The sequence below is a fragment of the Vibrio sp. K4 genome, from assembly GCF_051122595.1.
In the GTDB taxonomy this organism is placed as follows: domain Bacteria; phylum Pseudomonadota; class Gammaproteobacteria; order Enterobacterales; family Vibrionaceae; genus Vibrio; species Vibrio owensii.
Genome location: NZ_CP178577.1, coordinates 2,217,827 through 2,242,756, shown reverse-complemented (window position 1 = coordinate 2,242,756; position 24,930 = coordinate 2,217,827). Strand labels below are relative to the sequence as shown.

Here is a 24,930-nt window from a genome sequence, read left to right as displayed (position 1 = left end):
AGCCCTCTTCATGTTTCACAAGCGACCTAACTCAAACTGGTTAGGATGACTTACGTACTCGTAGGTACCACTCAGAAAGTAGGCGAACCTGTTTCTCGGTATAGCCTTTTTCCATCATGCGAGCGACAAAGTCGTCGTGTTTCTTCTGATCTTCAGAAGAGGTTTTCGCATTGAACGAGATAACCGGAAGTAGCTCTTCGGTATTGGAGAACATTTTCTTCTCGATTACCGTGCGCAGTTTTTCGTAGCTGGTCCAAACAGGGTTTTGACCATTGTTATTGGCTTTCGCACGAAGCACAAAGTTGACGATTTCGTTTCGGAAATCTTTCGGGTTAGAGATGCCTGCTGTTTTCTCGATCTTCTCTAGCTCAGCGTTGAGAGAAGCGCGGTCGAACAGTTGGCCTGTTTCTGGGTCACGATACTCTTGGTCTTGAATCCAGAAGTCTGCATATGTGACGTAGCGGTCGAAGATGTTTTGACCGTATTCAGAGTAGGACTCTAGGTACGCAGTCTGAACTTCTTTACCAATGAACTCGACGTAGCGAGGCACTAGGTAACCTTTCAAGAACTCAAGGTATTTTTCTGCCACTTCAGAAGGGAACTGTTCACGTTCCACTTGCTGTTCAATCACATAGAACAGGTGAACTGGGTTTGCAGCCACTTCGGTTTGGTCGAAGTTGAATACGCGAGACAGGATCTTGAACGCAAAACGTGTTGATAGGCCGTTCATGCCTTCATCAACGCCAGCGTAATCACGGTACTCTTGGTAACTCTTCGCTTTCGGATCGGTGTCTTTCAGGGTTTCACCGTCATACACTCGCATCTTCGAGAAAATGGACGAGTTTTCAGGCTCTTTGAGTCGTGAAAGAATACTGAATTGAGCCAGAGTTTCGAGTGTGCTTGGTGAACAAGGCGCTTTAGACAACTCACTGTTTTCAAGCAGTTTCTGGTAAATCTTCACTTCTTCCGATACGCGCAAACAGTATGGGACTTTCACGATGTATACACGGTCCAAGAACGCTTCGTTGTTCTTGTTGTTACGGAAGGTTTGCCACTCGGATTCGTTCGAGTGAGCCAAAATCATACCGTCGAATGGAATCGCCGATAGACCTTCAGTACCGTTAAAGTTACCTTCTTGAGTTGCCGTTAAGAGTGGGTGTAGCACCTTGATTGGCGCTTTAAACATCTCAACGAATTCCATCAAGCCTTGGTTCGCTTTACACAGTGCACCAGAGTAGCTATACGCGTCTGGGTCGTCTTGTGAGAAATGTTCAAGTTGGCGGATATCGACTTTACCAACGAGCGATGAAATATCTTGGTTGTTTTCATCACCTGGTTCAGTTTTCGCAATACCGACTTGATCTAAGATAGATGGACGAACTTTCAGCACTTTAAATTTGGTAATATCACCACCGAATTCGTGCAGACGCTTCGCAGCCCAAGGTGACATGATCGAGCGTAGGTAACGATGCTCAATACCGTACTCTTTCTTCAAGATCTCGCCATCTTCTGTCGGATTGAATAGACAGAATGGATGGTCGTTTACTGGGCTTCGTTCACCGTTTGCGCTCAATACATAAACGGGCATTTTTTCCATCAATGCTTTTAGCTTCTCGGCAAGCGATGATTTACCACCACCCACGGGGCCGAGTAAGTACAGAATTTGTTTGCGCTCTTCCAAACCTTGCGCAGCATGCTTGAGATAAGAAACAATCTGTTCGATCGCATCTTCCATACCATAGAAGTCTTTGAAGGTTTCATATCGTGAGATAACTCGGTTTGAGAAGATGCGGCTCAATCTTGGGTCTTGAGCAGTATCAATGACTTCCGGCTCTCCGATAGCCATCAGTAGTCGTTCTGCCGCGTTGGCATAAGCGCTTTTGTCATCCTTACACAGGGCCAAAAACTCCTGTAACGACATCTCTTCATCTTTTGCAGCTTCATATCTTGATTGATAGTGGTCGAAAATACTCATGTCGCTTTCCCCTTTAACTAGTCAGTCTACCGACGAACGTTGACGCAGGCTTATCCATCCTTGATATGCCCTTCGTTGTATGAACTTATACGTCCTGTTATCTCGTTTGGTTTGTACTGAATGCAAGCTAGACAACACCAAAGACTTTGCTTTATGGACATTTTTTCACTGCAACGGAGAACGATGGATAGGTACCTTTCAATCACTCCCTTTCTCATTCTAAGCCTAGTCGGGGATTTCCAATTTTGCTTAACAATTATGAATTTATTGCAAAAGTGACATTTGAATCACTGTTTGAAGAGAGAAAAATTTGTGCTGTGAATAGGAGGTTGAGAAATCAGATATTTGGCTTTGAATCACGGGAATGAGTGATTCGTACGTAAGCAAGGGGAAAGATAGGCAAAAGTGCGTTGGTAGGAATGAGGTTAATTGTGACAGGGCAAAAGAAAAAAGGAGAGCCTTTGCTCTCCTTTTCAAATACTTGCTGTGTTATGCACTAAAGATTTGCGCTAACTCGTTCGCACATAGATGGTACTGACGAGGGCAGTTGCGCCACGTTTTTAGCATGCGACGGTATTTCTCTAGCGTTGGCATTTGGCTGTTGAAGTGGTGGTCTGCTTTATCAAATTGAGGGTAAAGACCTTCTGAATCCACTAGGAAGCGCACGTAATGCACTTGCTGTGCTTCTGTTGCGATGTCGAAGCCAAGGAACTGAAGGCGACGCTGATCCACTTTGCTACGCTCTTCATCATCCAGCATTTTGTTGGACTCTTGCATCGCATGGTACATCTCCATGATGTCGATAATTTCACGACATTCTGTTTCAGTGATGCAGCCAAAATCTTTGTTCAACTCGCGCATTTGCAGCTCGTAACCACGTTCTACAATGGTTTGTAGACGCTTGTATTTTGCCGAGTTGCTAGGGTCAAGTTGAGACATTAGGTTGTACTGGTTTGATAGAATCAAACGTTGAGCGTTTGACATTTCCATGATGACCTCACTAAATAATCTAATACATTTTTAATGTGCTTAGGTTAACGTTTCGGACGAAGGTGAAACATGATCTCAACACATATTTAATATGAAAAATGGCAAGAATTGTCGAATTTAGCCAGTTTACAAACACCGTGTTAATGGGTGATGACAGCTTATTTATGGTAGTGATTGTATATATAGTCTCGGTCTGAAAATACTCGCAACCATTCTGGTTTGAATACGGTCAATACGGCTAGAGACATCCCATTGAGTAGGCCTTCAGGGAAGGCGAGTAGCGGAACGAAAACAAAGTAATTGTGTTGGATAGTTTGCCAGTCGTAGTGACCCACAGAAAGATGATAAAACGAGTTGATGAGTAAATGCAGGCTGCCGGTGAGTGCTCCATTGAAGAACCCTGCTACAAAAATGAAAACAAAAATGTTACGTGGAAGGTAACGGTAGCTGAGCAAAAAAATTAGGTAGCTGATGAGTATTGGCACTAGTGCTGAAAGCAACCATGCTGAAGGTAGCATCGACAGTGGAATACCATGCAGCAAATGGTTGACGAGCATAGCTGGGATACTAAGTAGAAACGCGATTCGCCAGCCATACATCATGGTCAGTGTTGTTAACGCAAGAAAGTGAATCTGAAGGCCATCTTTCACACCAGCCTGTGCAGACCATAAAATACACAGCAGGAAGAGTGTGGCGAAGACCAAGTGTTGGAAAGGTTTCTCTTGTGTCATCTTAGGCCACACGACTTTGCGCCAATCTGGCAAGCAATAAGCGATAAACACCCAACCAACGATGATGATCGAGACAAAATTAAACCAATCCATGTGTACTATCCCAACTCTGATTCCTGCGAGTTTACTTCTTGTTTACTACCTTGATATACGTCCGATACGGCTTTAACAGGGCATCGAAAGCGATAGTTTGTTTGGTGTATTAGGCAACGTATAGACAAAAAAATACCAGCGAGCTGCTGGTATCTTCAGAATATTCAATAGCCTAGCGAGGCTTAGTATTTCACATTTGAGTGGTATTGAGAAAGGATCGATTGGATTTCGTCCATGGTCTCTTTTGACGGAGGGTTAACGCCATCAAGCGGGTACTCAAGACCCAGCGCTTCCCATTTGTGTGCACCAAGTTTGTGGTAAGGAAGAAGCTCTACCTTCTCGATGTTGTCCATATCTTTGATGAACTCACCAAGCATGTGTGCAGCTTCTGGTTCATCAGTGTAACCAGGTACTACCACGTAACGAATCCAAGTCTTTTGACCAATCTTATGCAGGTAACGAGCAAAGTCTAAAACACGACGGTTAGACACACCAATGAAGTCTTGGTGGATTTCGTCTTTCATGTGTTTTAAGTCAAGCATGACTAGGTCAGTCGCATCCAACACTTCATCGATCACGTCAGTGTGTTTACGGATGTAGCCATTGGTGTCTAGGCAAGTGTGAATGCCTTCCGCTTGAGCAGCGCGGAAGAAGTCACGAACGAACTCAGGTTGAAGCATCGCTTCGCCGCCAGAACAGGTTACACCACCGCCAGATGCATTCATGAAGTGACGGTAAGTTTTTGCTTCTGCAATAATCTCTTCAACCGTAACTTCTTTGCCATCATGCGTGTCCCACGTATCGCGGTTATGGCAATACTTACAACGCATTAGGCAACCTTGCAAGAAGACGATAAAACGGATACCAGGTCCGTCTACGGTACCACATGACTCAAATGAGTGAATACGACCAGTTGTTGACATCTTTTGCTCTCATTTTTTAATAAATTCTGACCGTTATTTTATTACAAATTGCAGGGTTAAAACAGTCTAAGAGGGCTTTCGTTGGTGAGATAGTGAGCAAAGAAAGCGGCGAATGAAAACTCACACGCCGCATAGGGGCATTTAATTAGAAGAAGGCGAAGAAAGAAAGAGAGCCAGTGCCGTAAACATCGGTTTGTGCTTCTTTATAGTCCGGTGTTTTTACCGTGAAGGTTAAGCTTGCGCCATAATTTTGGTTGTACCAAGTCGCGCCAGCAACCGCACTTGCTTGCCAGTTTTGTAGCGTCACATCGTATTGGTCTGATGGTTCAGGAAGACCAGATCGATCGCCTTCGATAGTTATGTCGTTAAAGCGGTAGCGGCCTTCGAATCCGGTAAACAAGAACCAACTCGAAGTGCTTTTAGCCAGCATACTCGCGTGGAATGGACTCTCGACGCTGATGTTTGCCGCGCCAATACTGTTTGCTAAGTTGGTACCCCAACGGAACATCACGCCTTGTGAAACGTCACTACGGAAGTTACCTGCGTTGATGTCGTTTACGTTGGTGATTTCCCACTGTGTACTTTCGCCTTCGCTGCGCATCAGTTTGTTGAATGCACGGTAACCTACGCTGAATGCGATCTCATCATCAATTTGGTAGTCCCAGCCTTGGGGGTCGGTTGAACCCGTAATGCTATGAACTAATTCCTGTGCTTTTTCTGACAGCGAGCTCTCACCAGTCGCACCGATGGTGAAGTTGTAACGTACTGCTTGGTCAGGCGTCAGTGAGATATAGTTGATTTCGGTATGAAGGTAGCCGGCATAAGGGCGGTCGTTAACAAGAGGGTAGTCGGCTTCAATGTCACTAGGTGTGTACATCTTGTGGCCCAGTACCAACTCAATTTTATCTACGTTGCTTTGGCCGTTGCCGTTTAAGGTAAACCATTTCCACTCGGAGTCTTCACGCAATTTGTCGGTTGCGTAAGAAAGGAAAATACCGTTGGTGTAATCTTGGTCTACGCCGAAGATGCCATCGTTATCTAAAGTGAAAGAGACTGTGGATTTTGTGGTTGCAAGTGCCGCTGGAGACACCAAGGCAAGGACGATTAATTTACTAAGTTTCATATATGATGTTTGCAAGCTTTTTGCGCATCATACGGAAGATCGAGAACAAAATCTTAGGCAATGTCACAACTTTAGTTCAAGACACAAAAAAAGGCCGACGCTTTACAGCATCGGCCTCTGTTCTATCACTCAAAGTGCTAATTCAATCAGTCTTATAGAGACTCAGTGAATGTACGTGCGATTACGTCAGCTTGTTGCTCTGCAGTTAGAGAGTTGAAGCGTACAGCGTAACCAGATACACGGATTGTTAGCTGAGGGTATTTCTCTGGGTGCTTAACAGCGTCTTCTAGAGTTTCGCGGTTAAGAACGTTCACGTTTAGGTGTTGACCACCTTCAACGCCAGCTTCGTGGTGGAAGTAACCATCCATTAGGCCAGCAAGGTTAGCACGTTGTGAACCTTCATCTTTACCTAGAGCGTTAGGTACGATAGAGAACGTGTAAGAGATACCATCTTTAGCGTGAGCAAACGGTAGTTTACCTACAGACGTTAGAGATGCTACAGCACCTTTTTCGTCACGGCCGTGCATTGGGTTAGCACCTGGTGCGAAAGGAGCACCTGCGCGACGACCGTCAGGCGTGTTACCAGTCTTCTTACCGTATACCACGTTTGAAGTGATAGTTAGGATAGACTGAGTAGGGATTGCGTCACGGTAAGTCTTAAGCTGACGAATCTTGTTCATGAATACTTCAACAAGTTCACAAGCGATGTCATCTACGCGAGCATCGTTGTTACCAAATTTAGGGTAGTCGCCTTCGATTTCGAAGTCGATTGCTACGCCATCTTCGTCACGAACTGGTTTAACTTTCGCGAATTTGATTGCAGATAGTGAGTCAGCTGCAACAGATAGACCAGCGATACCACAAGCCATAGTACGACGAACGTCACGGTCATGTAGAGCCATTAGTGCAGCTTCGTAGCTGTACTTGTCGTGCATGAAGTGGATGCTGTTTAGTGCAGTCACGTACTGCTTAGCTAGCCAATCCATGAAGTGGTCTAGTTTGCCCCATACATCGTCGAAGTCTAGAACTTCGTCAGTGATCTTAGGCATTTGAGGACCAACTTGGATCTTCAGTTTCTCATCCACACCGCCGTTGATAACGTATAGAAGAGTCTTAGCTAGGTTAGCGCGAGCGCCGAAGAACTGCATGTGTTTACCAATGATCATTGGAGATACACAACATGCGATTGCGTAGTCATCAGACTCGAAGTCTGGACGCATTAGGTCATCGTTCTCGTACTGGATTGATGAAGTATCGATAGATACTTTCGCACAGAACTTCTTGAAGCCTTCAGGTAGTTGCTCAGACCAAAGAACAGTGATGTTTGGCTCTGGAGAAGGACCCATTGTGTATAGAGAGTTTAGGAAACGGAAGTTTGAACGCGTAACTAGCGTACGACCGTCAAGGCCCATACCACCCATAGACTCTGTTGCCCAGATTGGGTCGCCAGAGAATAGATCATCGTACTCAGGAGTACGTAGGAAACGAACCATACGTAGTTTCATTACGAAGTGGTCGATCATTTCCTGTGCGTCAACTTCAGTGATCTTACCTTCAGCGATATCACGCTCGATGTAGATATCTAGGAAAGTAGAAGTACGACCTAGAGACATAGCTGCGCCGTTTTGAGATTTAACAGCTGCTAGGTAACCGAAGTAAGTCCACTGGATAGCTTCTTGCGCAGTTTCAGCTGGACGAGAGATGTCACAGCCGTATTTCGCAGCCATAACTTTCATTTGACCAAGTGCACGGTGCTGCTCAGCGATCTCTTCGCGAAGCTGCATAGTCATCTGTAGATCTTCACCGTTCTCAAAACGCTCTTGTAGAGACTTGAATTGAGCTAGCTTGTCTTGCATTAGACGGTCGATACCGTATAGAGCAACACGACGGTAGTCACCGATGATACGACCACGGCCGTAAGCATCTGGAAGACCAGTTAGAACGCCTGATTTACGACATGCTAGGATATCTGGAGTGTAGATATCGAATACGCCAGCGTTGTGCGTTTTACGGTATTCTGTGAAGATTTTCTTAACTTGTGGATCAAGCTCGCGATCGTAAGCTTTGCAAGAACCTTCAACCATACGGATACCACCGTTAGGGATGATTGCACGCTTAAGAGGAGCTTCAGTTTGTAGACCTACGATAGTTTCTAGGTCTTTTTCGATGTAGCCTGCATCGTGAGCAGTGATGGTAGAGATAACTGAAGTATCGAAATCAACAGGAGCGTGAGTCGCGTTCTCTTGTTTGATACCTTCCATTACCTTAGCCCAAAGCTTGTTAGTCGCTTCAGTACCTTCAGAAACTAGGAAAGATTCGTCGCCTTCGTACGGAGTGTAGTTCTTCTGAATGAAATCACGAACGTTTACTTCGTTTTGCCAGTCGCCTGCAGCAAAACCTTCCCAAGCTTTAGCAAATTGCTCTGCCATGACATACCTACCTTTGTAGTAGAAAAAAATACGTACTGGTTCGCCGTTGAGCCAGCTATCTCCACTTTCAAATGGAGAACAGTACACTCTTAATGAATAACAATATTTATAGTCTTAAATAAGAAAGTTTGGTTCATAAAACTATAAATATTGTCACTGCTAACAATGTGGGTTCTTCCCAACCACAATTCAAGGCTACACTAAAAAAATTTTGCAAACCTTAAACTAAATCAATAAATACTAAAAAAACTCAATAAAAATTGGGTAGCGACAAGCGCTACCCACACAATTTTTGAACGAATGTCATTATAGCCAAGCTTTAATGCCATATTGTCCTTCTAGCATACCTACTGCAAGCATAGCGACTAAACAGATAACAAGTACACCTACAGGGATCACAATCTTGTCTACAAATGATAGGCGAGATGCACGCTCTTTATCACCAATTAGACCGTTGTTGTCTAGAAGCATCGTTAGTGCCCAAGCTAGAACTGGGTTAACAACTGCTGAACCAAAGATACAGATACCTGCTGCTTGAGAATCTTTCGAGTCTTTCACCATTTGCATACCCGCTTCAAGTAGAGGTAGAGATACACCTACAAGAAGAGCAACACGCATTACTGGTGGCCATACTGCGATATCCATTGGGAAACCAAGGATTGCGATGATCATTACTAGAAGACCAAGAAGGATAGCACCACCAGGGATAGGGCGTTTCGCGATCGCCGCTGGGATCATGTAAGTACCCCAAGATGAAGTGATGTTACCACCACCCACTGCTGTACCAACCATCTGACGGATAGAACACATAGTCATTGTGTCATCCACGTCCATTAGTACTTTTTCAGTCTTTCTAGGGTAGTTCAGTTCTTGGAAGATACGGTGACCTAGGAAGTCAGGAGACCACATCGCTACTGCTAGGATTGCAAACGGTAGTGATGCGATGAAGTGTTCCATGTTAGGAAGACCTAGCATCCAACCTTCTTCTGTGCTGCCCCACCAGTAAACTGGGTTTAGGTTAGGAAGACCTGTTTCAGTTACGAATTTAATATCGAAACCTGCACCTAGTACAAGCGCGATTGCAAGGCCTGTGAAAGCACATACTGGAATTGCTAGCCAACGCTTGTTCACTTTTGCAAGGAACGCGTATAGCGCGATAGTCACTGCAAGTACGATAAGACCAACGTAACCCATGCTGCCCGCTTCAACAGTAGAAGATTGTAGACCAACCGCCCATTCTTGAATCGAAGTAATTTGGCTCATGGTACCTGTTAAGCCCAAGAAGATAAGCAAGCCGCCGGCTGTACCTTCTGAGGTGAGGTTCACCAGTTTGGAGCCGCCTTTCAAGGCACTTAGTAGAAGACCGAATACACCGATTAGAATTGCCAATGCAAGAGGGTGGGCACCAGCTAGAGCGATGGTACCAATAAGAGGGATCATTGGACCGTGGTTACCTGCAAGGTTGGCTTTAGGGTTAACAAAACCAGAAGCAAGTACACAGAAAAGGAGTGCAGGGATAAGCATTTCTACACGAGCAACTTCGATAGCAAAATCTTTGCCTAAGTTAACGTGGTCCCATGCAGCAGTAAGACCTTCAGCCCAAGACATCATTACCGCAGAGTACATTGCGATAATACCGATAGTACCAGCAAGTGCTGGAACAAGGTCTTCAAGCTCAAAGCGGAAGTCACGACCTGGTAAGTTCAAACCATAGCGACGTGGCTTCATGATTTGTAGTTCGTGGTCTAGGTAGTCTGAACGGCTTGCGAACTCAGATGATGGACGGTGAAGCTCGCGGTAGCTTTTAGTCTCGATATCCGAATCAGAGTGCGCTTTATTCACTGCGTCTGACATAGATTCCTCATATATTTAAAAGTTATGAATTCTAAATTGAATTGTGTTTTTCCGCTTCCTGCGGCACTTCCTATGCTAGCTATTATTAGATTTTGTTGCACGAACAACTCGTGCCTAAGCATAGCTAATAACTTGTTGTGTTGAGGCACAAAAAATTCCTCATCATTGGGGCGGAGTCTAGCAAGATAGCCCTTTGGGGTGATTGATTTAGATCACTTTAAGAATAGATGTGAAAGAAAACTACAGAAAGTGTCTGGCATGCGAACAACATGGTTATTTCGTGTGTAATTCGATTACACAAGTTGCATAAAATTAGACTTTGTTTTGCAGAAATAGTGCTCAATAATATTTATTGATGTCATTCATAGGTTGTATAAAAAGCTGGCTTCATTCTTGCTTAGTACCGAGCAGAGACGATTTTTTGGCTAATCATTGCCGCTCAGTTTAGGAAGAAGACATGAAACAGCTTAAAGTACTGCCGCTAGTGGCAATTATTTCGGGATTAATGGTCGGTTGTGGCGGCGGCGGCGGCGGCGGTGGCGGTGCATCAAAAACAACCTTCACTATTGATTTTGCGATTCCGGCGACCTTATCTGAGAGTGATGCTAAAGCGCAAAACTGTACAGTTTATGATCGAGATACAGATTCGAATGGTGACGCTACCGTTCTAACATACAGCCAAGCATCGAAAGCTCAGGTTACTAATAACGTTATTGGTTACTACTCTGATGCTGACGGCAAAATGGTTGGTGACATAATTAAACCAACCAGTGATAACTTTAAGTTTGTTTTAGAGGACATTCCTGAAGACGGTTACATCACCATCCAAGCACTGGAATTCAATGGTAGAGAAGTGCGTGTAAACTCATTCTCTCGTGAGTTTTTGGAAGATAAACAATTACGTAATGCGACCTTTGCTCTAAACCGTGAATCATTGAATAAGTGTTTTACTGGCGGCAACTTGTCGGATAAAACGTTCAAAAACCTTTCATATCGTAACGCAGTGTCAGGTGGCGGCGATTATCATTTCGTATCGCAAAAGGAGGTTCTAGAGTCTCCTAACAGTGACATGACTTCAGATGAAGAGCTATTGGGTTTCAATGGCGAGCCAACCGTTTTATTCCAATATGAAATCGGCTTAGATAACAAATCACTGTACCAATATGGAATCGGTTCTTGGGGTACTGGCGATATTGATCTAGTCACGACTGATGTTGTCTCAAACATTTACTCATCATCAAACTACAAGTTTGACTCTCTAAATGTTGGTTTTGTAGCTAATGACTATTTATATGATGCCGTCGAGTTGAGTAATTCCGTTGATGAATATCGTCGACCAAGTGAAGCCAACAAAGAAGAGTGGGTTTACTTAGCGGTTGATGAGAATGCGACTAACGGATGGGATTCATTGCTAACTGGCACTATTGACTCTAGTTGGGATATTGATGTTGATCCAAGTGCTTACTTAAATATCAACAACTTGCAAAACTCAAAACCTAGCGTTATATCTCAGAGCGGGCGTGAGTCTGTGATTGATATTAATATGGGTTTCACTAGCACTACAGAAGGTTTTGTTCGCACTGCGTACTTTGCCGCTTCTGGTGATTACAAAGTAACGCACCGTATCTTCACTAAAAGCAATAGTGATTATGTAGTGGTACCTGAACTTGACTACTACAACTTCCCATCTTCAGCAGTAAATGGCTTGAAAGTATCTGAAACGGATAATTTTAACCGCTCTGCGATCATTCTTAATGACGAGAGCGACATTGACTCAGAAGTGTTTATGAGTTTCTTCTCTAACGGCGAAGCTTCTGAACCTGAATTGGAAGCCGATCTTGATGGTATTCTAACTTCTGAAAAAGATGGAATGGAAAGTGAAGTGACGCTACGCACTTCGAACTCTCTTGTTGTAACGCGTTTTAATTAACAGTCGACAAAGCAAGAGTTAATTAACAGTTTTGTATCTTATTTAGCCCCTCTCTTGAGGGGCTTTTTTATGTCAATTATTCAACAATAAAAGAATATAACGCTAAATATTGCATATTCATTTGATTGTTGTATCTATCTATTCGAGTTATTTAGGTTAATAATTTGTTGCAACTTCTCTGGGGTGGTGATAGTTTGTTCCAATTCAAAGAGGGCGGAGTCCCTTATTGCAGTGATTAAAACACAGGGAGTAAGGCGCAATGAATGACGTACCAGCGCTAGATATCAAAGACCTGCACAAAACATTTGGACAGAATGAAGTTCTTAAAGGCATTTCACTTGCCGCTCATAAAGGAGATGTTATCTCCATCATTGGCTCTTCCGGTTCTGGTAAGAGTACCTTCCTGAGATGTATTAACCTTCTTGAAACCCCAACTGCCGGTGAAATTTGGGTAAACGGCGAGCTTATCCAAATGAAAAATAACCGAGCAGGGGAGTCCGTTCCTGCCAACGAAAAACAAGTACAGCGTATTCGCTCTCGTTTAGCCATGGTATTTCAAGGCTTTAACCTTTGGTCACATCTAACCGTTCTAGAAAACGTGATTGAAGCACCGGTTCATGTTCTTGGCGTGCCGAAAGCACAAGCGATTGAAAACGCAGAGATGCTTTTGAAAAAAGTTGGACTATATGAACGCAAAGATTACTACCCAGGGCACCTTTCTGGTGGTCAGCAGCAACGTGCCGCTATTGCTCGTGCGCTTGCAGTAGACCCTGAAGTGATGTTGTTCGATGAGCCAACCTCCGCACTCGATCCTGAGCTAGTTGGTGAAGTGTTGGGGGTAATGCGAGACTTGGCAGATGAAGGCCGAACCATGTTGGTTGTGACTCATGAAATGGCTTTTGCGCGTGACGTATCTAACCATGTGATGTTTTTGCATCAAGGCTTAGTGGAAGAACAGGGAGATCCAGCTAAGCTATTTACAAACCCAGATTCGGAACGATTACAGCAATTTATCTCATCAATCTACTAATATTTCTTGGGTGGCAGTCTTTTGCCACCTATTAAGCACAACAATCAAAACCAAATAAAAGCAATCACAGGAGTATGGAAATGAAAAAGTGGTTATTAGCAGCAACGCTTGCTGCGACGGCAGTGTCTGGTATGGCTCAAGCGAAAGAATGGAAAACCGTTCGCTTTGGTATTGAGGGCGCTTACCCTCCGTTTAGCTGGACAGAAACCGATGGCTCAATCAAAGGCTTTGACGTAGACATGGCAAATGCACTTTGTGAAGAGATGCAAGTTAAGTGTCAGATCGTTGCTCAGGATTGGGATGGCATCATTCCTTCTCTACTTGCCCGTAAATACGATGCGATCATTGCGGCAATGTCGATCACTGAAGAACGTAAAAAGAAAGTCGACTTCACTGGTAAGTACGCTCAAATTCCAAACAAATTCATCGCTAAGAAAGGCGCAGGTTTAGATTTTGATAATCTTAAAGATGTGAAAGTTGGTGTTCAACGTGCGACGACACACGACAAGTACTTGACGGATAACTACGGTGACGATGTCGAAATCGTTCGCTACGGTTCATTCGACGAAGCGTACCTAGATCTTGCTAACGGTCGTATCGCTGCTGTATTGGGTGATGCGTCGGCACTAGAAGAAGGCGTACTCAACAAAGCCGGCGGTGAAGCGTATGAGTTTGTTGGTCCTTCTTTAACTGACCCTAAATGGTTTGGTGAAGGTATGGGGATTGCCGTTCGTAAACAAGATAAAGATTTGACGAAGAAGCTAGACGCAGCGATTAACGCGCTACGTGAAAAAGGTGTTTACCAAGAAATTGCTGGTAAATACTTCAACTACGATGTTTACGGCGACTAAGCCGTAGCTAAGCGACCGTTAGCTTGTTCCTAGAAGTCGCTAACGGTCGATTTTTGAGTTTTAGGGATTAGGAACTCACCTATGCTGGATCTACAAGGATATGAAGCCTCGATTTTAAAAGGGGCGCTAGTAACCATCGAAGTCGCCGTACTTTCTCTGATTTTAGCCGTTGTTCTTGGCATGCTTGGCGCCTTGGCAAAGCTTGCTCCTTACAAGTGGGCGAGAGCAATCGCGACGTTATACACCACCATCATTCGCGGTATCCCAGATTTGGTTCTGATGATGTTGATCTTCTTTGGTGGTCAAATTCTATTAAACAACAGCCTTTACTCTATCAATGAGACGCTCAATGAATGGTTTACCTCAAGTAACCCTGATCACGAGTGGGCGTCTTACTTGCCAGATTACATTGATGTCAGCCCGTTTATTGCCGGTGTATTGACCATTGGCTTTATCTTTGGCGCTTATATGGCGGAGACATTCCGCGGAGCAATCATGGCGGTAGACAAAGGCGAGTTGGAGGCGGCAAAAGCTTATGGCATGAGCCCCGTAATGTCTTTTCGAAGAATCCTCTTACCACAAATGATTCGTCATGCCTTACCCGGCTTTGGTAACAACTGGTTAGTGTTGCTCAAGACGACGGCTTTAGTTTCCATCATCGGTTTGGAAGACATGGTTCGTATGAGCTCATTAGCAGCAGGTACAACCAAAATGCCGTTCACCTTCTATATGGCCGTCGCGATCATCTTTTTGTTCTTTACCAGCGTTTCGACCGGTTTGCTTAAGCTGGTGGAACGTAAATTCAGTATTCACGCGAGGTAAGCCATGGATTTTTCATTGATAATTGAAAGTTTCCCGGTCTACCTAGATGGGCTTTGGACAACAGTATGGCTTGTCGCATTAGCGCTTGTGATTGGTCTATGTGTATCAATTCCATTAGCTATCGCACGTAACAGCACGAATTACGCGTTAAGTTTGCCGTCATGGGCGTTTATTTACTTTTTCCGTGGGACGCCGCTGTTGGTGCAGCTTTATCTCATTTACTACGGTATGGACCAATTCTTCCCAGTTAAAGACACACTTTGGGAACATGCTTGGTTCTGTGCCTTGGTGGCTTTCGTTCTTAATACTTCGGCTTACACGGCGGAAATCATTCGTGGTGCGATCAATGGTTTGCCAAAGGGCGAAGTAGAAGCCGCAAAAGCATACGGCATGAGCAAGTTTATGACTTACCGTCGTATCATCTTGCCAAGTGCGCTTCGCAGAGCGTTACCTGCTTATTCGAACGAAGTCATCTTTATGCTTCACGGCAGTGCGGTTGCAGGTATCATCACCATCATGGACCTAACTGGTGCCGCACGATTGGTGAACTCAAGATACTACGCTCCGTTTGAGTCCTTCTTGACGGCAGGCCTGTTCTATATGGCGTTGACATTTATTATTCTTTGGTGCTTTAAAATTGCCGAGAAACGTTTCTTGGCGTATCTAAGACCATTGAGCTAGTACATGCCTATTGTTCGGATACGTAAAAGAAAGAGCGCCAATTGGCGCTCTTTTTAGGTAGATGAAGGGCGAGTGAGTTTACCTATACAAATTGGAAATCACCGTCAAAGGCTGCGTCGGTATAAATGACGACTTCTTTACCACCTTTGGTAAAGGTGTAGGCTGTTAATACATCTGAGCCTGATAGGCCTAAGGAATCAATCATGCCTTGGTCTAGCTTGTAATCTGATGACGCCATAAGGTCCGCCACCGTCATAGTAACACCATCATCGGGATCGCCTTGAGTATCGCTTTCTAGGCTCCAACCATTGCTTTCATCGAGCTTGATATCTTCTACACCAAGTGCAAAGAATTCTGATTGGCCATCGTCTTTACTCTTGGTGTTATCGCTCGCTCCACCTTGGTGGTAGGCTTTGCCTAGAGTTAGGGTTACAGAGTCACTATCACTATTGGTACCAATGACAGCTTCAATGCCTTTAATATTGTCTCCGCCTTTAGACATGTCGATATCGATAGGGCCATCTTTATCGTTGGCGACAAGAACGTCGAATCCTTTACCTCCTCGGATTAACGTATCGTCCGCGTCGTAAGCAATAGTATCGTTGCCTTTGCCACCACGAACTTCGTCAGCACCACTACCGCCAATGATCACGTCATCGCCTTTGCCGCCTTTAAGCACATCGACACCGGCACCACCATCTAGCCAGTCGTCACCTCGGCCACCTTTCAGTAGTTCCGGTTCCGCAACTGTCGTGACATTATGCTCAACATCATTAAAGTCGTTATCATTACCTGATAAGTCAGTATTGTCGTTCCATTGGAACAAGGATGTTCCTTCACCGTTCGGAGATACTTGCGCATGAATCGGTAGACCCAGTTCGAACGCTACTTCATTAAGAGTCTGTAGATTTAGATCGAAGTCAGTTAGTTCGACAACGCCATCAACAATACCTTTATCTGCACCGTCTGGAACAATGAAGAAGCCCAGCTTACAGGCTTCGCCGCCCATCATTTCTTTTGAAATAGAAGTCGATGAGCTTTCGACGTTCTTAACGTCAGACCACAAGATGCCTACATTTACTACATCCCCATTGGAATCTGCAGTATAGAACCCAAGAGAATTGTTGAATCCAGCGTCTGATCCTATGAGTTCGACATCAAAAGTGCCATTAAACTCGCTGATGTCATACATGCCGTTTTCTGGCGTAGGCAAGGTTTCTAGGTTATCACCACCAAGTAGAACATCATCACCGCGTCCACCGTGTAGCTTATCTGTACCATCACCAGTGAGACCAACCGCTTCTACCGATGTAACGAAGAAATCACTCGCGTCCTGCCCATTGCCTTTGTCAAATTCAGGTCCAACAGCAGAAAACTGAATTTCATCAAAAGCTTTGAAGCCCGTGTCTTCAGGTGTTATTTCTAAGTAGCCGCTGTGGTTGTTGCCATCTTTCAAATCAGCAGCCGTGAAGTCTCCTTCAGCGACAAGAATACCTTCTCGGTAAGCTGCCCAATGACCAGTTTCATCAACGCCATCATTACCTTCATCGAGGTAGAGATTCGAAATGCCCACTTTGGCTGCCATCGTATGTTCTTCTAGACATACAGACAGAATCTCTGAGCCTATTGTGTCTGGTCCAGAACCGTCACTGTCGATGTACGAGTAGCCGATCTGTGAGTTAACACCGCTTTCCGAGTTGCCTTTTACACCGTATCCGGTTTCACCGTTCGCTGCTCCTTTGGTGACAAGCATGCCCTCTGAGCCATCAGGATTGTAAGCTGTCGCGTTATCAAGACCCAAACCGTCACCCTCTGGTGCCTCAGCGGAGTCTAAATCTAACTCAAACTCACCAGACTGCTCATTGAAAGAAAGGGCATCAAAATTGTCACCAATGAGTACGTCTGCGCCTTTGTTACCTCGGATTAAGTCATCACCGGGTTTCGAGCTTTCATCGATATTGTCTCCGTCTCTAGGAGTGCCATCACCAATCAATACATCGTTAGCTTGGTATTGGTGAAGAGCGACATTATCGAGTAGGGAACCAAGAGAATCTTCGTTACCATCGGCCATAAATGAAATGGTATGTTCGCCAGCGCCTAGATCTAGATCTAGATTGACCGTTTCCCAGCCATAGTTGTTGTATGTTCCGACAACTTCGCCATCAATGAGAACCTTCAGACCGTTTGTGTCTGCATTAGAGGTGCGGTTGGTGTGATCAAATGAGAGTTTGAATGTGCCTGCGGTATCAACCGTGAAGGTTTGACTGACGGTTGAGTTGGTTACGGTATTATCGCCATCTTTATGAGAATCAAGCTCTAATACGTTTTCTCTTGCTGGATCTTTGTTAGACCCATAGCCGCCATTGTTTTGGATTTCGATTAAACCTTCGGTTGCTTCCCATCCACCATAACTAGAGTAGGTTTGCCAGCCGCCATGATCGACGACAGGAGTATCGCCTACGCTATCATCAAAATCACCATTTGATAATAAGTTGTTATCATCCGTTTTAGCTCGACGATCACCATAAATAATGTCGTTGTTACCACCGCCTTCGACATAGTCGTTACCAGAGCCAGCAACAATGATGTCATCGACACACCCCACATGCTCTACATCCTTATCACGAGCTAAGTCGATGTTGGGATTTACGCCAGCTTCGTCTTTTGCATCAATACTGTGGTTCCATGATTCGATAACATCGTTACCGTCTCCGGATTTAATCGCTTCAGATCCTCGGCCTCCGGCAATAAAATCATCACCATCACCTGTCTTAACGATATCGTCACCTTTACCAGCGCGAACTTCTAGATCCGCGCCTGAATTGTCTTCAAGGTGATTATCCACATCCCTTGACACTCCATCTTGAGTTGGCCCGTCTAATAGATTGCCAACTTTTGCATTGGTGTCTGTTACAGAAACTTCTTCCGCCATTGCTTTGTCCTCATATATCGCAAGATACATAGAGGCAGCTCAGCCATCTCAATACCATTTGAGATCTGTAGCTTTCCGTCCCCACCTCGCAGTGGGTTTGGCTTTATCATCCTTTTGTTTATCAGTTAATTAGCCAGTAACGTCGAGGGATTATGATTTTTTGAATAAGTCTTACATCTCTCGCATCGCTTTATATGAAGCGACGGCGAGAGGGTTGAGCAAATAGTCCAACGGGGTTTGATCTTCTATTAGGATCATGACCTCTGCGGGCATTCCGGGGTACAAAGAGATCGACTCTCCGAGTTGATTTAACATGTCGGCATCGAGTGACACTCGCGCTAGATAAGCGGACGAACCTGTTGCTTGATCGCTAATCCGGTCGGCAGAAACGTGAATCAGCTTACCCTCAATTGGCGGTGTTTTCCGAAAACTAAAGGCGGTAAGGCGTACTTGTGTTGCCTGACCAATATGAAGGACTTCGATATCTTCTGGTTTTACAAGTGCCTCCACAATGAGCTCATCTTCTTGTGGCACGATTTCCATTAATGTGTCGCCAGGGGCGATAATCGCATGCTCACCCACAACATTCAGCCCAACAACAACACCACCTTGGGGCGCTCTGATCTCGACACGTTCTAAGACATCACTCGCATTCACCATCGCTTCTCGAGTCTCGTTTAGTTTACGTTCAAGTTCTTGAACTTCTTCACCGAGTGTTTTCGCGTAGTTAAAATCTGCGTTTGCTAGCTCCATTTTTGCCTCGGCAACAAAGCCTTTGGCTCGACCTATCTGAGCGCTAAGATCAGCAATTTGGCCTTCTAATTGAGAATGTTCGCGTTGTAAATCTAAGTACCGAGACTTAGATGTGTTGCCCGATGTCAGCAGCTTTTTGTGCATGGCAACTTGTTCAGAAAGATAACGAATACTCTCTTTTCCTGCTTGGTAGCGTTTTTGTAAACCCACCATATCGAGGCGAGCTTGCTCTATCTTCTCAATTAAAATATTGCTCTCACCAACGCGCAGTGAGCGTCGTTTTTCATATAAAGCTTGTTGTGTGCGAATGATAGATTGAATATCGGCAGAATCACTTCGAGAAAGCAAACGGCTATCGAATTGAATTTCAGGATGATCGGCAAGTTCCGATTGCAAGCGATTCAGACGTGCCAAATCGCTTTGCCATTGTGCTCTCAGTCGGTTGAGGTTCGCCTGAGCCTGAGTGGCACTTAACGTTATGAGCAAATCATCTTTGGTTACCCAATCCCCATCTTTGACGTGCACTTGCTCAATAATCCCGCCTTCTAAGTGTTGGACTGGTTTTCGCTTGGATTCCACAATCACCACACCGGGCGCAATAGCGGCCGAGCTAAGCGGCGAGAGACTGGCCCAGGCCATAAATCCACCCACCATGATAAATAGAACCAACATCGAGAAGAGAACCACAGGTTTGGTAGTGAAAGAGAGCTTACGTCCATCTTCGAATTCAATGCCGGAGCGTTGTAATGTCGTTTTACTCATTCGAAGCCTCCGACTTTGGTTGTGTTCGAGAACGTTCATCCATCATGGATCGTAAAACTTTGCTTGCTTCACCCGCTTTGGTGATTTGCCCTTGGTTGAGTTCGACTACCCAATCGACATGGCGTAGTAGGTGAGGTTGGTGCGTAATCATGACGACGGATGTGCCTTCTTCGCGGCAAGAAGCCAATAATGAGGTGAGGTATTCTTCTCCCTCTTTGTCCATGTGCGAGTTGGGCTCGTCTAAGACCAGCAACTTGGGTTTGAAACAAATAGCTCTTGCCAGAGCGAGTTTTTGTGCTTGCCCGCCAGATAGCTGGTGGCCGCCATCTCCGATGATGGTCTCGTAACTATTTGGTAATTGAAGAATGGTTTCATGGACACCAGCGCGCATGGCTGCTCTGATGATTTGCGAGTCGGTTACTTCAATATCGAAGTGAGCGATATTCTCTTTAACGGAGCCTTGTAAGAACTGGATGTTTTGCGGCAGGTAACCGACCGTGTGTTTGAACTGGTCTCGATCCCAGTGGGTAACGTCTAAACCATCAATGCACACTTTGCCCGAGGTTGGTTTATGTATGCCAGTAACGAGTTTACATAAGCTGGTTTTTCCTGAACCACTGGCCCCAATGATTGCAACACGATTTCCTGCCTCTAACCTGAGTTTAAGCTGTTTAAGAACAGGTTCACCTTTGTGGTGCTCTGGCGACCAAACCACTTGATCAAAACGAAGCTCTCCTGAAACTTCAGGTAACGTGATTCGTTCAGGCTCTGTTTGACTTTTGTTGACGACTTGCTTAATGCGATCGGCTGCAGCTAGTCCTGTTTTCCAGCCTTGAAATCCGGCGGTCAGTTGTTCAATCGGCTGAAGCGCGCGAGCCATTAGAATCGAGCCTGCGATCATGCCACCTGCACTCATTGCGTTCTCGATAACCAGAAAAGCCCCCGTGCCCATAATGCCAATTTGCAGGGTCATGCGAACGAGTTTTGCCAGCGAAGTTAGGTTGATAGATGCTAAGTCAATTTTGTTTCTGAACCAAAGTTTCTCAGCTAGTACCGATTGAAACTTATCAAACGTTCCTTTGTAAGATTGTTGAGAAAGCAGGGTTTCTTGTTTGTTGAACAACTCATCGACTTTTCTGTTTGTGGCTATTTGAGTCGCATAAGTCGCTTCAAAAGATGTCTTCTTGGCATAGAAGGAAACCAGCGCAACAAACAGCACGCAAATCACAGCAATCAAGCCGACTAGCCCAATGATAGGGTGGAGCATGAACATGACGAGTAAAAAGAGCGGAGTCCAAGGAAGGTCGAAGGCAACGAAAAAGCTCGGAGAGGTGAGGAGTGAGCGGATCTCGTTAATATCATTAAAAACATATCGAGCTTTTGCTTCCGACCTCGTCCCACAAATCTGATAGAGCCACTGTGAACTTTCTGATTCGAACTGAAGTGCTTTTCGTTGGGTGTACTTTTGTCGCAAAGTGTCGAGTAAGGCCTGTGAGATGAGTAAGAAAAGCGCGATTGCGGTGAGTAGGAACAGCGTGTCTGTACTTCTGCTCGATAACACGCGGTCGAAGAGTTGGAGGCTGTATATTGGAACCACTAACATTAGCGCATTAATCGCCGCGCTGACTAATGTCATGGGGCCTAATGCTTTAAATGTAAAAGGTGACAAGCTGTTCCAACTATTTTGAACCATACTTCCCTCTCTCCATGAACTAAAGAAGTAGTAATCAGTATAGAAAGTGAAAGCTTAAGAAGTGCCTCAAAAGTGAGACGTGGAGGGAAAGCGAGGTTTCGTTTTTGAGAGAGGAAGAGTAGAGCTAATCGCTGAATAAATGTGCTGCGATTAGCTCTTGTCATTATCTATTTGAAAGTAGACCAAATAGGGGCGTGATCCGACGGTTTTTCGATCCCACGTAGTTCGTAATCAATGTCGGATTCGATACATTTCTTTGCTAACGATGGCGTTGCTAAAATCACATCAATACGAAGGCCACGGTTGTCATCGAAGCCGCGAGAGCGGTAATCAAACCACGAGAAACGGTCGTCGACTTCTGGGTGCAAGTTACGGAAAGTATCTTCGAAACCCCAATCTAGAAGGGTTTGCAACCATTCGCGCTCTTCTGGTTGGAATGAACACTTGCCTGTTTTTAACCAACGTTTACGGTTTGGTTCACCAATGCCGATATCTGCGTCAATTGGACTGATGTTAATGTCGCCCATGACAATCAATTGTTCATCGTTAGAGTGGTGATCGTTCAGATAAGTCATCAAATCTTTGTAGAACTGACGTTTGTATGGGTACTTGGTTTCGTGAGCAATGTTGTCACCTTGAGGGAAGTAACCATTTAGAACCGTTACCTTCTCTCCGTTCTCATCTTCAAACGTCGCCATGATCATGCGCTTTTGATGCTCTTCATTGTCGGTTGGGAAACCTTTTTGAACGCTGATTGGCTCTTGTTTACATAGCATAGCCACGCCGTAGTGCGCTTTCTGGCCGTGAAAGTAAACTTTGTAACCCATCGCTTCGACATCTTCGATTGGAAAAGCTTCGTCGTGTACTTTGATTTCTTGAAGGCCAATAACGTCTGGTTGGTGCTTGTCGATAAGCGCTTGTAGTTGATGCAGACGCGCACGAAGTCCATTGATGTTAAAGCTAATTACTTTCATTTTTTATCCTTCTGAGAGGGCGTGTTTGAGCATGATGTTACCATCGCAAAGGCGAGCTGAAAACGGTTCTCATGTAATCAAATTGAGTTTAAAGAATTGTTAAATATGTAATTGCTATTGTGCCTGCGTATGGTTTAATGAGTCTCAAAAATGAGTTTGCTTGAATAAGGATGTTGTATGCGAACCCTATCTGTGCAGTGGAAAATCACGTTACTTTCCGGGCTTTGCCTGCTTGTTACTTCTTTATCTTTAATTGGCTTTTCAGTTTACAACGCGCTCAGCAACCAAAAATTGTTGCAACAAGAGAGCAGTGCGTCTGTTGTGGAAAAGTCGGAACAACTTTTACAAACCCGTGCGCTATTAAATGCGACGGAAGTGTCTGAGTACCTCAACGAAGCGACATATAGAGCCGAAATGTTGGCTGCGAACGCGTTATTCTTCAAATCTAACTCAGAGGAGAATTTTGGTGCGAGTGAAGATCTTCGGTCTGCTTTGAATGAAATGATTCGACAAGCAGTTTTGCGTTTTGATGCGATACAAGCTGCGTACTTGGTTTTTAATCCGGACATGCTAGATAGTGAAGACTCAAACTACAAAAGTGCCGACTATGTGGGTTCTAATGAAGCGGGTCGATTCGCAACTTATTGGTCAAAGGCAAACAACGGCGAAAATGTACTCGCCAAAACTCTCAGTGAGAAAGTGCTGAATCAGAATGAGAACGCTGAACGTTTTTATTGTCCTATCTCTTCTGGTCAAACGTGTATTGCTTCACCTCGATTGAACAGCAATGACACTGGCAGTTTCCTCACGACTTCCATTTCTATTCCTTTAATTGTGGAAGGCGTTCCTATCGGCTTCTTAGGGATCGAACTTCGTTTGGATCAGTTGGCGAAGATTGCGCTCAATTCTGACCAAAGTTTGTTTGCAGGAGCCGGAAGCGTATCAATGATCAGCCTTGATGGCACGTTACTCGCGTCGGATGATTCAGCGAATACCATTGGTCAACCTTTTGTCAGTTCAAACCTGTCCAACGATAAGCTAACCGATTTCTTGTTTGGAGGAGAGGCGGCATTAGAGTGGAACGCTTCAGGTGAGTGGATGACGGTTTTCTCTCCTATTCAGGTTGCCAACCAGACTTGGGGGGTGATCTTTGAAATGCCGCGTTCGGCCGTATTGTCTGATGCAGACACGCTAGATGCCTTGATCACGACGAACATGGAAGAGGGCATCATCATCGAGGTTAGTGTCGGTGTTGTTCTAGTGCTAATTGGGTTAGCCACGACAGCGTTATTGGCAAAAACCATTGTAAGGCCAATTCGAGAGGTCGTACTTCGCTTGGAAGACATTGCAACGGGAGAAGGGGATCTAACCCAACGTTTGGATGTGAAATCACAGGATGAAATTGGCCAGTTATCAAACGCATTTAACCAATTTTTAGCGCGATTACAGAGCACCATAAAAGAAGTGGTGGACATGTCACGACAAATGGCGGACAAAACCGAACATGCGAAGCTGGTGGTTGCGGCGACAAGAAGCAGTAGTGATGCACAATTCAAAGAAGTTGATCTCGTTGCCACTGCCGCTGAAGAGATGACGCAAACCGCAGCGCTGGTGGTGCAAAATGCGGAGGTCGCGGTGAATGCAGCTTCAGCAGCGAGCAAATCAGCCGAGAGAGGGCAGCAAGTGATTCAAGCGTCTGAGCAACAAATGCAAGCGCTTCTTTCTACTATGATGAAAGCCGTTCCTGTGGTTGAAGAGTTGGCAAATAACAATGCGAGCATTACAGAAATTCTGACAGTCATTGAGGGCATCTCTGAGCAAACTAATTTATTAGCGCTTAATGCTGCTATCGAAGCCGCAAGAGCAGGTGAGCAAGGTCGTGGTTTTGCCGTGGTTGCGGATGAGGTTCGAAATTTAGCAAGTCGTACTCAAAGCTCTGTAGGGGAAATTCGAGATGTGATCGCTAGTGTCCAAACGGGCACTCAGGCGGTAGTGGGAGCTATTACAGAGGGTAACCAAAAAGCACAATCTTCAGCTGAACAAGTCAATATGGCTGTAGCAGAGTTGCAAAGTATTTTTGAGTCTATCGCTGCGATCAATGACATGAACAGTCAGATCGTCAGAGCGGCCGAAGAGCAACAATCGGTATCAAATGAAGTGAATCAAAGCGTGGCGAATATCCGAGACCTTAGCAGCGAGATCCTCAATCAGGCTCAAACATCAGAGAGCGCGGGTTCAGAGATGGAATCGTTATCTGACCAACAACAGGCGTTGATGGCGCAGTTCAAAGTCTAATGACTTTTGAGCCACTCTTGTCCGCGTAATATAAAGGGGAGCATTAATGCTCCCCTTTATTGTGTTTAAGTGTTTGTTTCCCGATAGCG

17 protein-coding genes and 1 riboswitch are annotated in these 24,930 nt (G+C 45.0%); of the genes, 6 read left to right on the top strand and 11 right to left on the bottom strand.

The window, feature by feature from the left end:
- Positions 1-40: 40 nt before the first annotated feature.
- The 7 genes from ACLIIY_RS10000 to ACLIIY_RS09970 form a co-directional block, all read right to left on the bottom strand.
- A complete protein-coding gene (locus tag ACLIIY_RS10000; RefSeq protein WP_005437480.1) occupies positions 41-1,975 on the bottom strand; it encodes a PrkA family serine protein kinase in 1,935 nt (644 codons plus the stop codon).
- 489 nt (positions 1,976-2,464) lie between these two features.
- Positions 2,465-2,965 (bottom strand): YfbU family protein, encoded by a 501-nt coding sequence (locus ACLIIY_RS09995; RefSeq protein ID WP_033005555.1) that lies wholly within the window; start codon positions 2,963-2,965, stop codon positions 2,465-2,467.
- A 158-nt stretch (positions 2,966-3,123) separates the two neighbouring features.
- Positions 3,124-3,789 (bottom strand): energy-coupling factor ABC transporter permease, encoded by a 666-nt coding sequence (locus ACLIIY_RS09990; RefSeq protein ID WP_334541685.1) that lies wholly within the window; start codon positions 3,787-3,789, stop codon positions 3,124-3,126.
- A 182-nt stretch (positions 3,790-3,971) separates the two neighbouring features.
- The gene (gene pflA, locus ACLIIY_RS09985) at positions 3,972-4,712 is read right to left on the bottom strand and encodes a pyruvate formate lyase 1-activating protein (protein ID WP_005437470.1); all 741 of its coding nucleotides are present in this window, start codon (positions 4,710-4,712) and stop codon (positions 3,972-3,974) included.
- A gap of 145 nt (positions 4,713-4,857) precedes the next feature.
- The gene (locus tag ACLIIY_RS09980; protein ID WP_005437468.1) at positions 4,858-5,835 is read right to left on the bottom strand and encodes a lipid A deacylase LpxR family protein; all 978 of its coding nucleotides are present in this window, start codon (positions 5,833-5,835) and stop codon (positions 4,858-4,860) included.
- Between the two features lie 152 nt (positions 5,836-5,987).
- Positions 5,988-8,264 carry a formate C-acetyltransferase gene (gene pflB, locus ACLIIY_RS09975; protein WP_009707116.1) on the bottom strand — a complete coding sequence of 759 codons (2,277 nt, stop codon included), beginning with the start codon at positions 8,262-8,264 and terminating at the stop codon, positions 5,988-5,990.
- Between the two features lie 306 nt (positions 8,265-8,570).
- Positions 8,571-10,118: a DUF3360 family protein gene (locus tag ACLIIY_RS09970; RefSeq protein WP_005437465.1), complete on the bottom strand. Its 1,548-nt coding sequence runs from the start codon at positions 10,116-10,118 to the stop codon at positions 8,571-8,573.
- 457 nt (positions 10,119-10,575) lie between these two features.
- Between ACLIIY_RS09970 and ACLIIY_RS09965 the strand changes: the two genes are divergently transcribed.
- From ACLIIY_RS09965 to ACLIIY_RS09945, 5 genes are all read left to right on the top strand, one after another.
- Positions 10,576-12,048 (top strand): hypothetical protein, encoded by a 1,473-nt coding sequence (locus ACLIIY_RS09965; protein ID WP_045412829.1) that lies wholly within the window; start codon positions 10,576-10,578, stop codon positions 12,046-12,048.
- A 259-nt stretch (positions 12,049-12,307) separates the two neighbouring features.
- Positions 12,308-13,078 carry an ABC transporter ATP-binding protein gene (locus ACLIIY_RS09960; protein ID WP_434527546.1) on the top strand — a complete coding sequence of 257 codons (771 nt, stop codon included), beginning with the start codon at positions 12,308-12,310 and terminating at the stop codon, positions 13,076-13,078.
- Between the two features lie 80 nt (positions 13,079-13,158).
- Positions 13,159-13,929 carry an ABC transporter substrate-binding protein gene (locus ACLIIY_RS09955; RefSeq protein WP_009707114.1) on the top strand — a complete coding sequence of 257 codons (771 nt, stop codon included), beginning with the start codon at positions 13,159-13,161 and terminating at the stop codon, positions 13,927-13,929.
- An 81-nt stretch (positions 13,930-14,010) separates the two neighbouring features.
- Positions 14,011-14,751 carry an ABC transporter permease gene (locus ACLIIY_RS09950; RefSeq protein ID WP_434527545.1) on the top strand — a complete coding sequence of 247 codons (741 nt, stop codon included), beginning with the start codon at positions 14,011-14,013 and terminating at the stop codon, positions 14,749-14,751.
- Positions 14,752-14,754: 3 nt separating this feature from the next.
- On the top strand, positions 14,755-15,432 hold the full coding sequence (locus ACLIIY_RS09945; RefSeq protein ID WP_005437460.1) for an ABC transporter permease: 678 nt from the start codon (positions 14,755-14,757) through the stop codon (positions 15,430-15,432).
- Between the two features lie 82 nt (positions 15,433-15,514).
- On the opposite strand, the gene ACLIIY_RS09940 is transcribed toward ACLIIY_RS09945, so the two are convergent.
- The 4 genes from ACLIIY_RS09940 to xthA all read right to left on the bottom strand — a co-directional run bounded on the left by ACLIIY_RS09940 (position 15,515) and on the right by xthA (position 22,546).
- On the bottom strand, positions 15,515-18,364 hold the full coding sequence (locus ACLIIY_RS09940; protein ID WP_434527544.1) for a hypothetical protein: 2,850 nt from the start codon (positions 18,362-18,364) through the stop codon (positions 15,515-15,517).
- Between the two features lie 30 nt (positions 18,365-18,394).
- Positions 18,395-18,476, bottom strand: a riboswitch (cyclic di-GMP riboswitch).
- A gap of 59 nt (positions 18,477-18,535) precedes the next feature.
- Entirely contained in the window at positions 18,536-19,879 is a 1,344-nt protein-coding gene (locus ACLIIY_RS09935; RefSeq protein WP_434527543.1) for an HlyD family type I secretion periplasmic adaptor subunit, read from the bottom strand.
- Complete coding sequence (locus ACLIIY_RS09930; protein ID WP_434527542.1) at positions 19,872-21,515, bottom strand: type I secretion system permease/ATPase; 1,644 nt, start codon at positions 21,513-21,515, stop codon at positions 19,872-19,874. The genes ACLIIY_RS09935 and ACLIIY_RS09930 overlap by 8 nt, the downstream gene beginning before the upstream one ends.
- Before the next feature lie 224 nt (positions 21,516-21,739).
- Positions 21,740-22,546 (bottom strand): exodeoxyribonuclease III, encoded by an 807-nt coding sequence (gene xthA / locus ACLIIY_RS09925; protein ID WP_020195019.1) that lies wholly within the window; start codon positions 22,544-22,546, stop codon positions 21,740-21,742.
- A gap of 177 nt (positions 22,547-22,723) precedes the next feature.
- Between xthA and ACLIIY_RS09920 the strand changes: the two genes are divergently transcribed.
- Entirely contained in the window at positions 22,724-24,841 is a 2,118-nt protein-coding gene (locus ACLIIY_RS09920) for a methyl-accepting chemotaxis protein (protein WP_434527541.1), read from the top strand.
- Positions 24,842-24,930 lie beyond the last annotated feature (89 nt).

Coding starts and splice junctions, on each gene's coding strand:
- pflB (WP_009707116.1), bottom strand. CDS start 8,264: ATGGCAGAGCAATTTGCTAAAGCTTGGGAAGGTTTTGCTGCAGGCGAC.
- ACLIIY_RS09945 (WP_005437460.1), top strand. CDS start 14,755: ATGGATTTTTCATTGATAATTGAAAGTTTCCCGGTCTACCTAGATGGG.
- xthA (WP_020195019.1), bottom strand. CDS start 22,546: ATGAAAGTAATTAGCTTTAACATCAATGGACTTCGTGCGCGTCTGCAT.
- ACLIIY_RS09965 (WP_045412829.1), top strand. CDS start 10,576: ATGAAACAGCTTAAAGTACTGCCGCTAGTGGCAATTATTTCGGGATTA.
- ACLIIY_RS09940 (WP_434527544.1), bottom strand. CDS start 18,364: ATGGCGGAAGAAGTTTCTGTAACAGACACCAATGCAAAAGTTGGCAAT.
- ACLIIY_RS10000 (WP_005437480.1), bottom strand. CDS start 1,975: ATGAGTATTTTCGACCACTATCAATCAAGATATGAAGCTGCAAAAGAT.
- ACLIIY_RS09980 (WP_005437468.1), bottom strand. CDS start 5,835: ATGAAACTTAGTAAATTAATCGTCCTTGCCTTGGTGTCTCCAGCGGCA.
- ACLIIY_RS09920 (WP_434527541.1), top strand. CDS start 22,724: ATGCGAACCCTATCTGTGCAGTGGAAAATCACGTTACTTTCCGGGCTT.
- ACLIIY_RS09990 (WP_334541685.1), bottom strand. CDS start 3,789: ATGGATTGGTTTAATTTTGTCTCGATCATCATCGTTGGTTGGGTGTTT.
- ACLIIY_RS09970 (WP_005437465.1), bottom strand. CDS start 10,118: ATGTCAGACGCAGTGAATAAAGCGCACTCTGATTCGGATATCGAGACT.
- ACLIIY_RS09960 (WP_434527546.1), top strand. CDS start 12,308: ATGAATGACGTACCAGCGCTAGATATCAAAGACCTGCACAAAACATTT.
- ACLIIY_RS09950 (WP_434527545.1), top strand. CDS start 14,011: ATGCTGGATCTACAAGGATATGAAGCCTCGATTTTAAAAGGGGCGCTA.
- pflA (WP_005437470.1), bottom strand. CDS start 4,712: ATGTCAACAACTGGTCGTATTCACTCATTTGAGTCATGTGGTACCGTA.
- ACLIIY_RS09930 (WP_434527542.1), bottom strand. CDS start 21,515: ATGACATTAGTCAGCGCGGCGATTAATGCGCTAATGTTAGTGGTTCCA.
- ACLIIY_RS09935 (WP_434527543.1), bottom strand. CDS start 19,879: ATGAGTAAAACGACATTACAACGCTCCGGCATTGAATTCGAAGATGGA.
- ACLIIY_RS09955 (WP_009707114.1), top strand. CDS start 13,159: ATGAAAAAGTGGTTATTAGCAGCAACGCTTGCTGCGACGGCAGTGTCT.
- ACLIIY_RS09995 (WP_033005555.1), bottom strand. CDS start 2,965: ATGGAAATGTCAAACGCTCAACGTTTGATTCTATCAAACCAGTACAAC.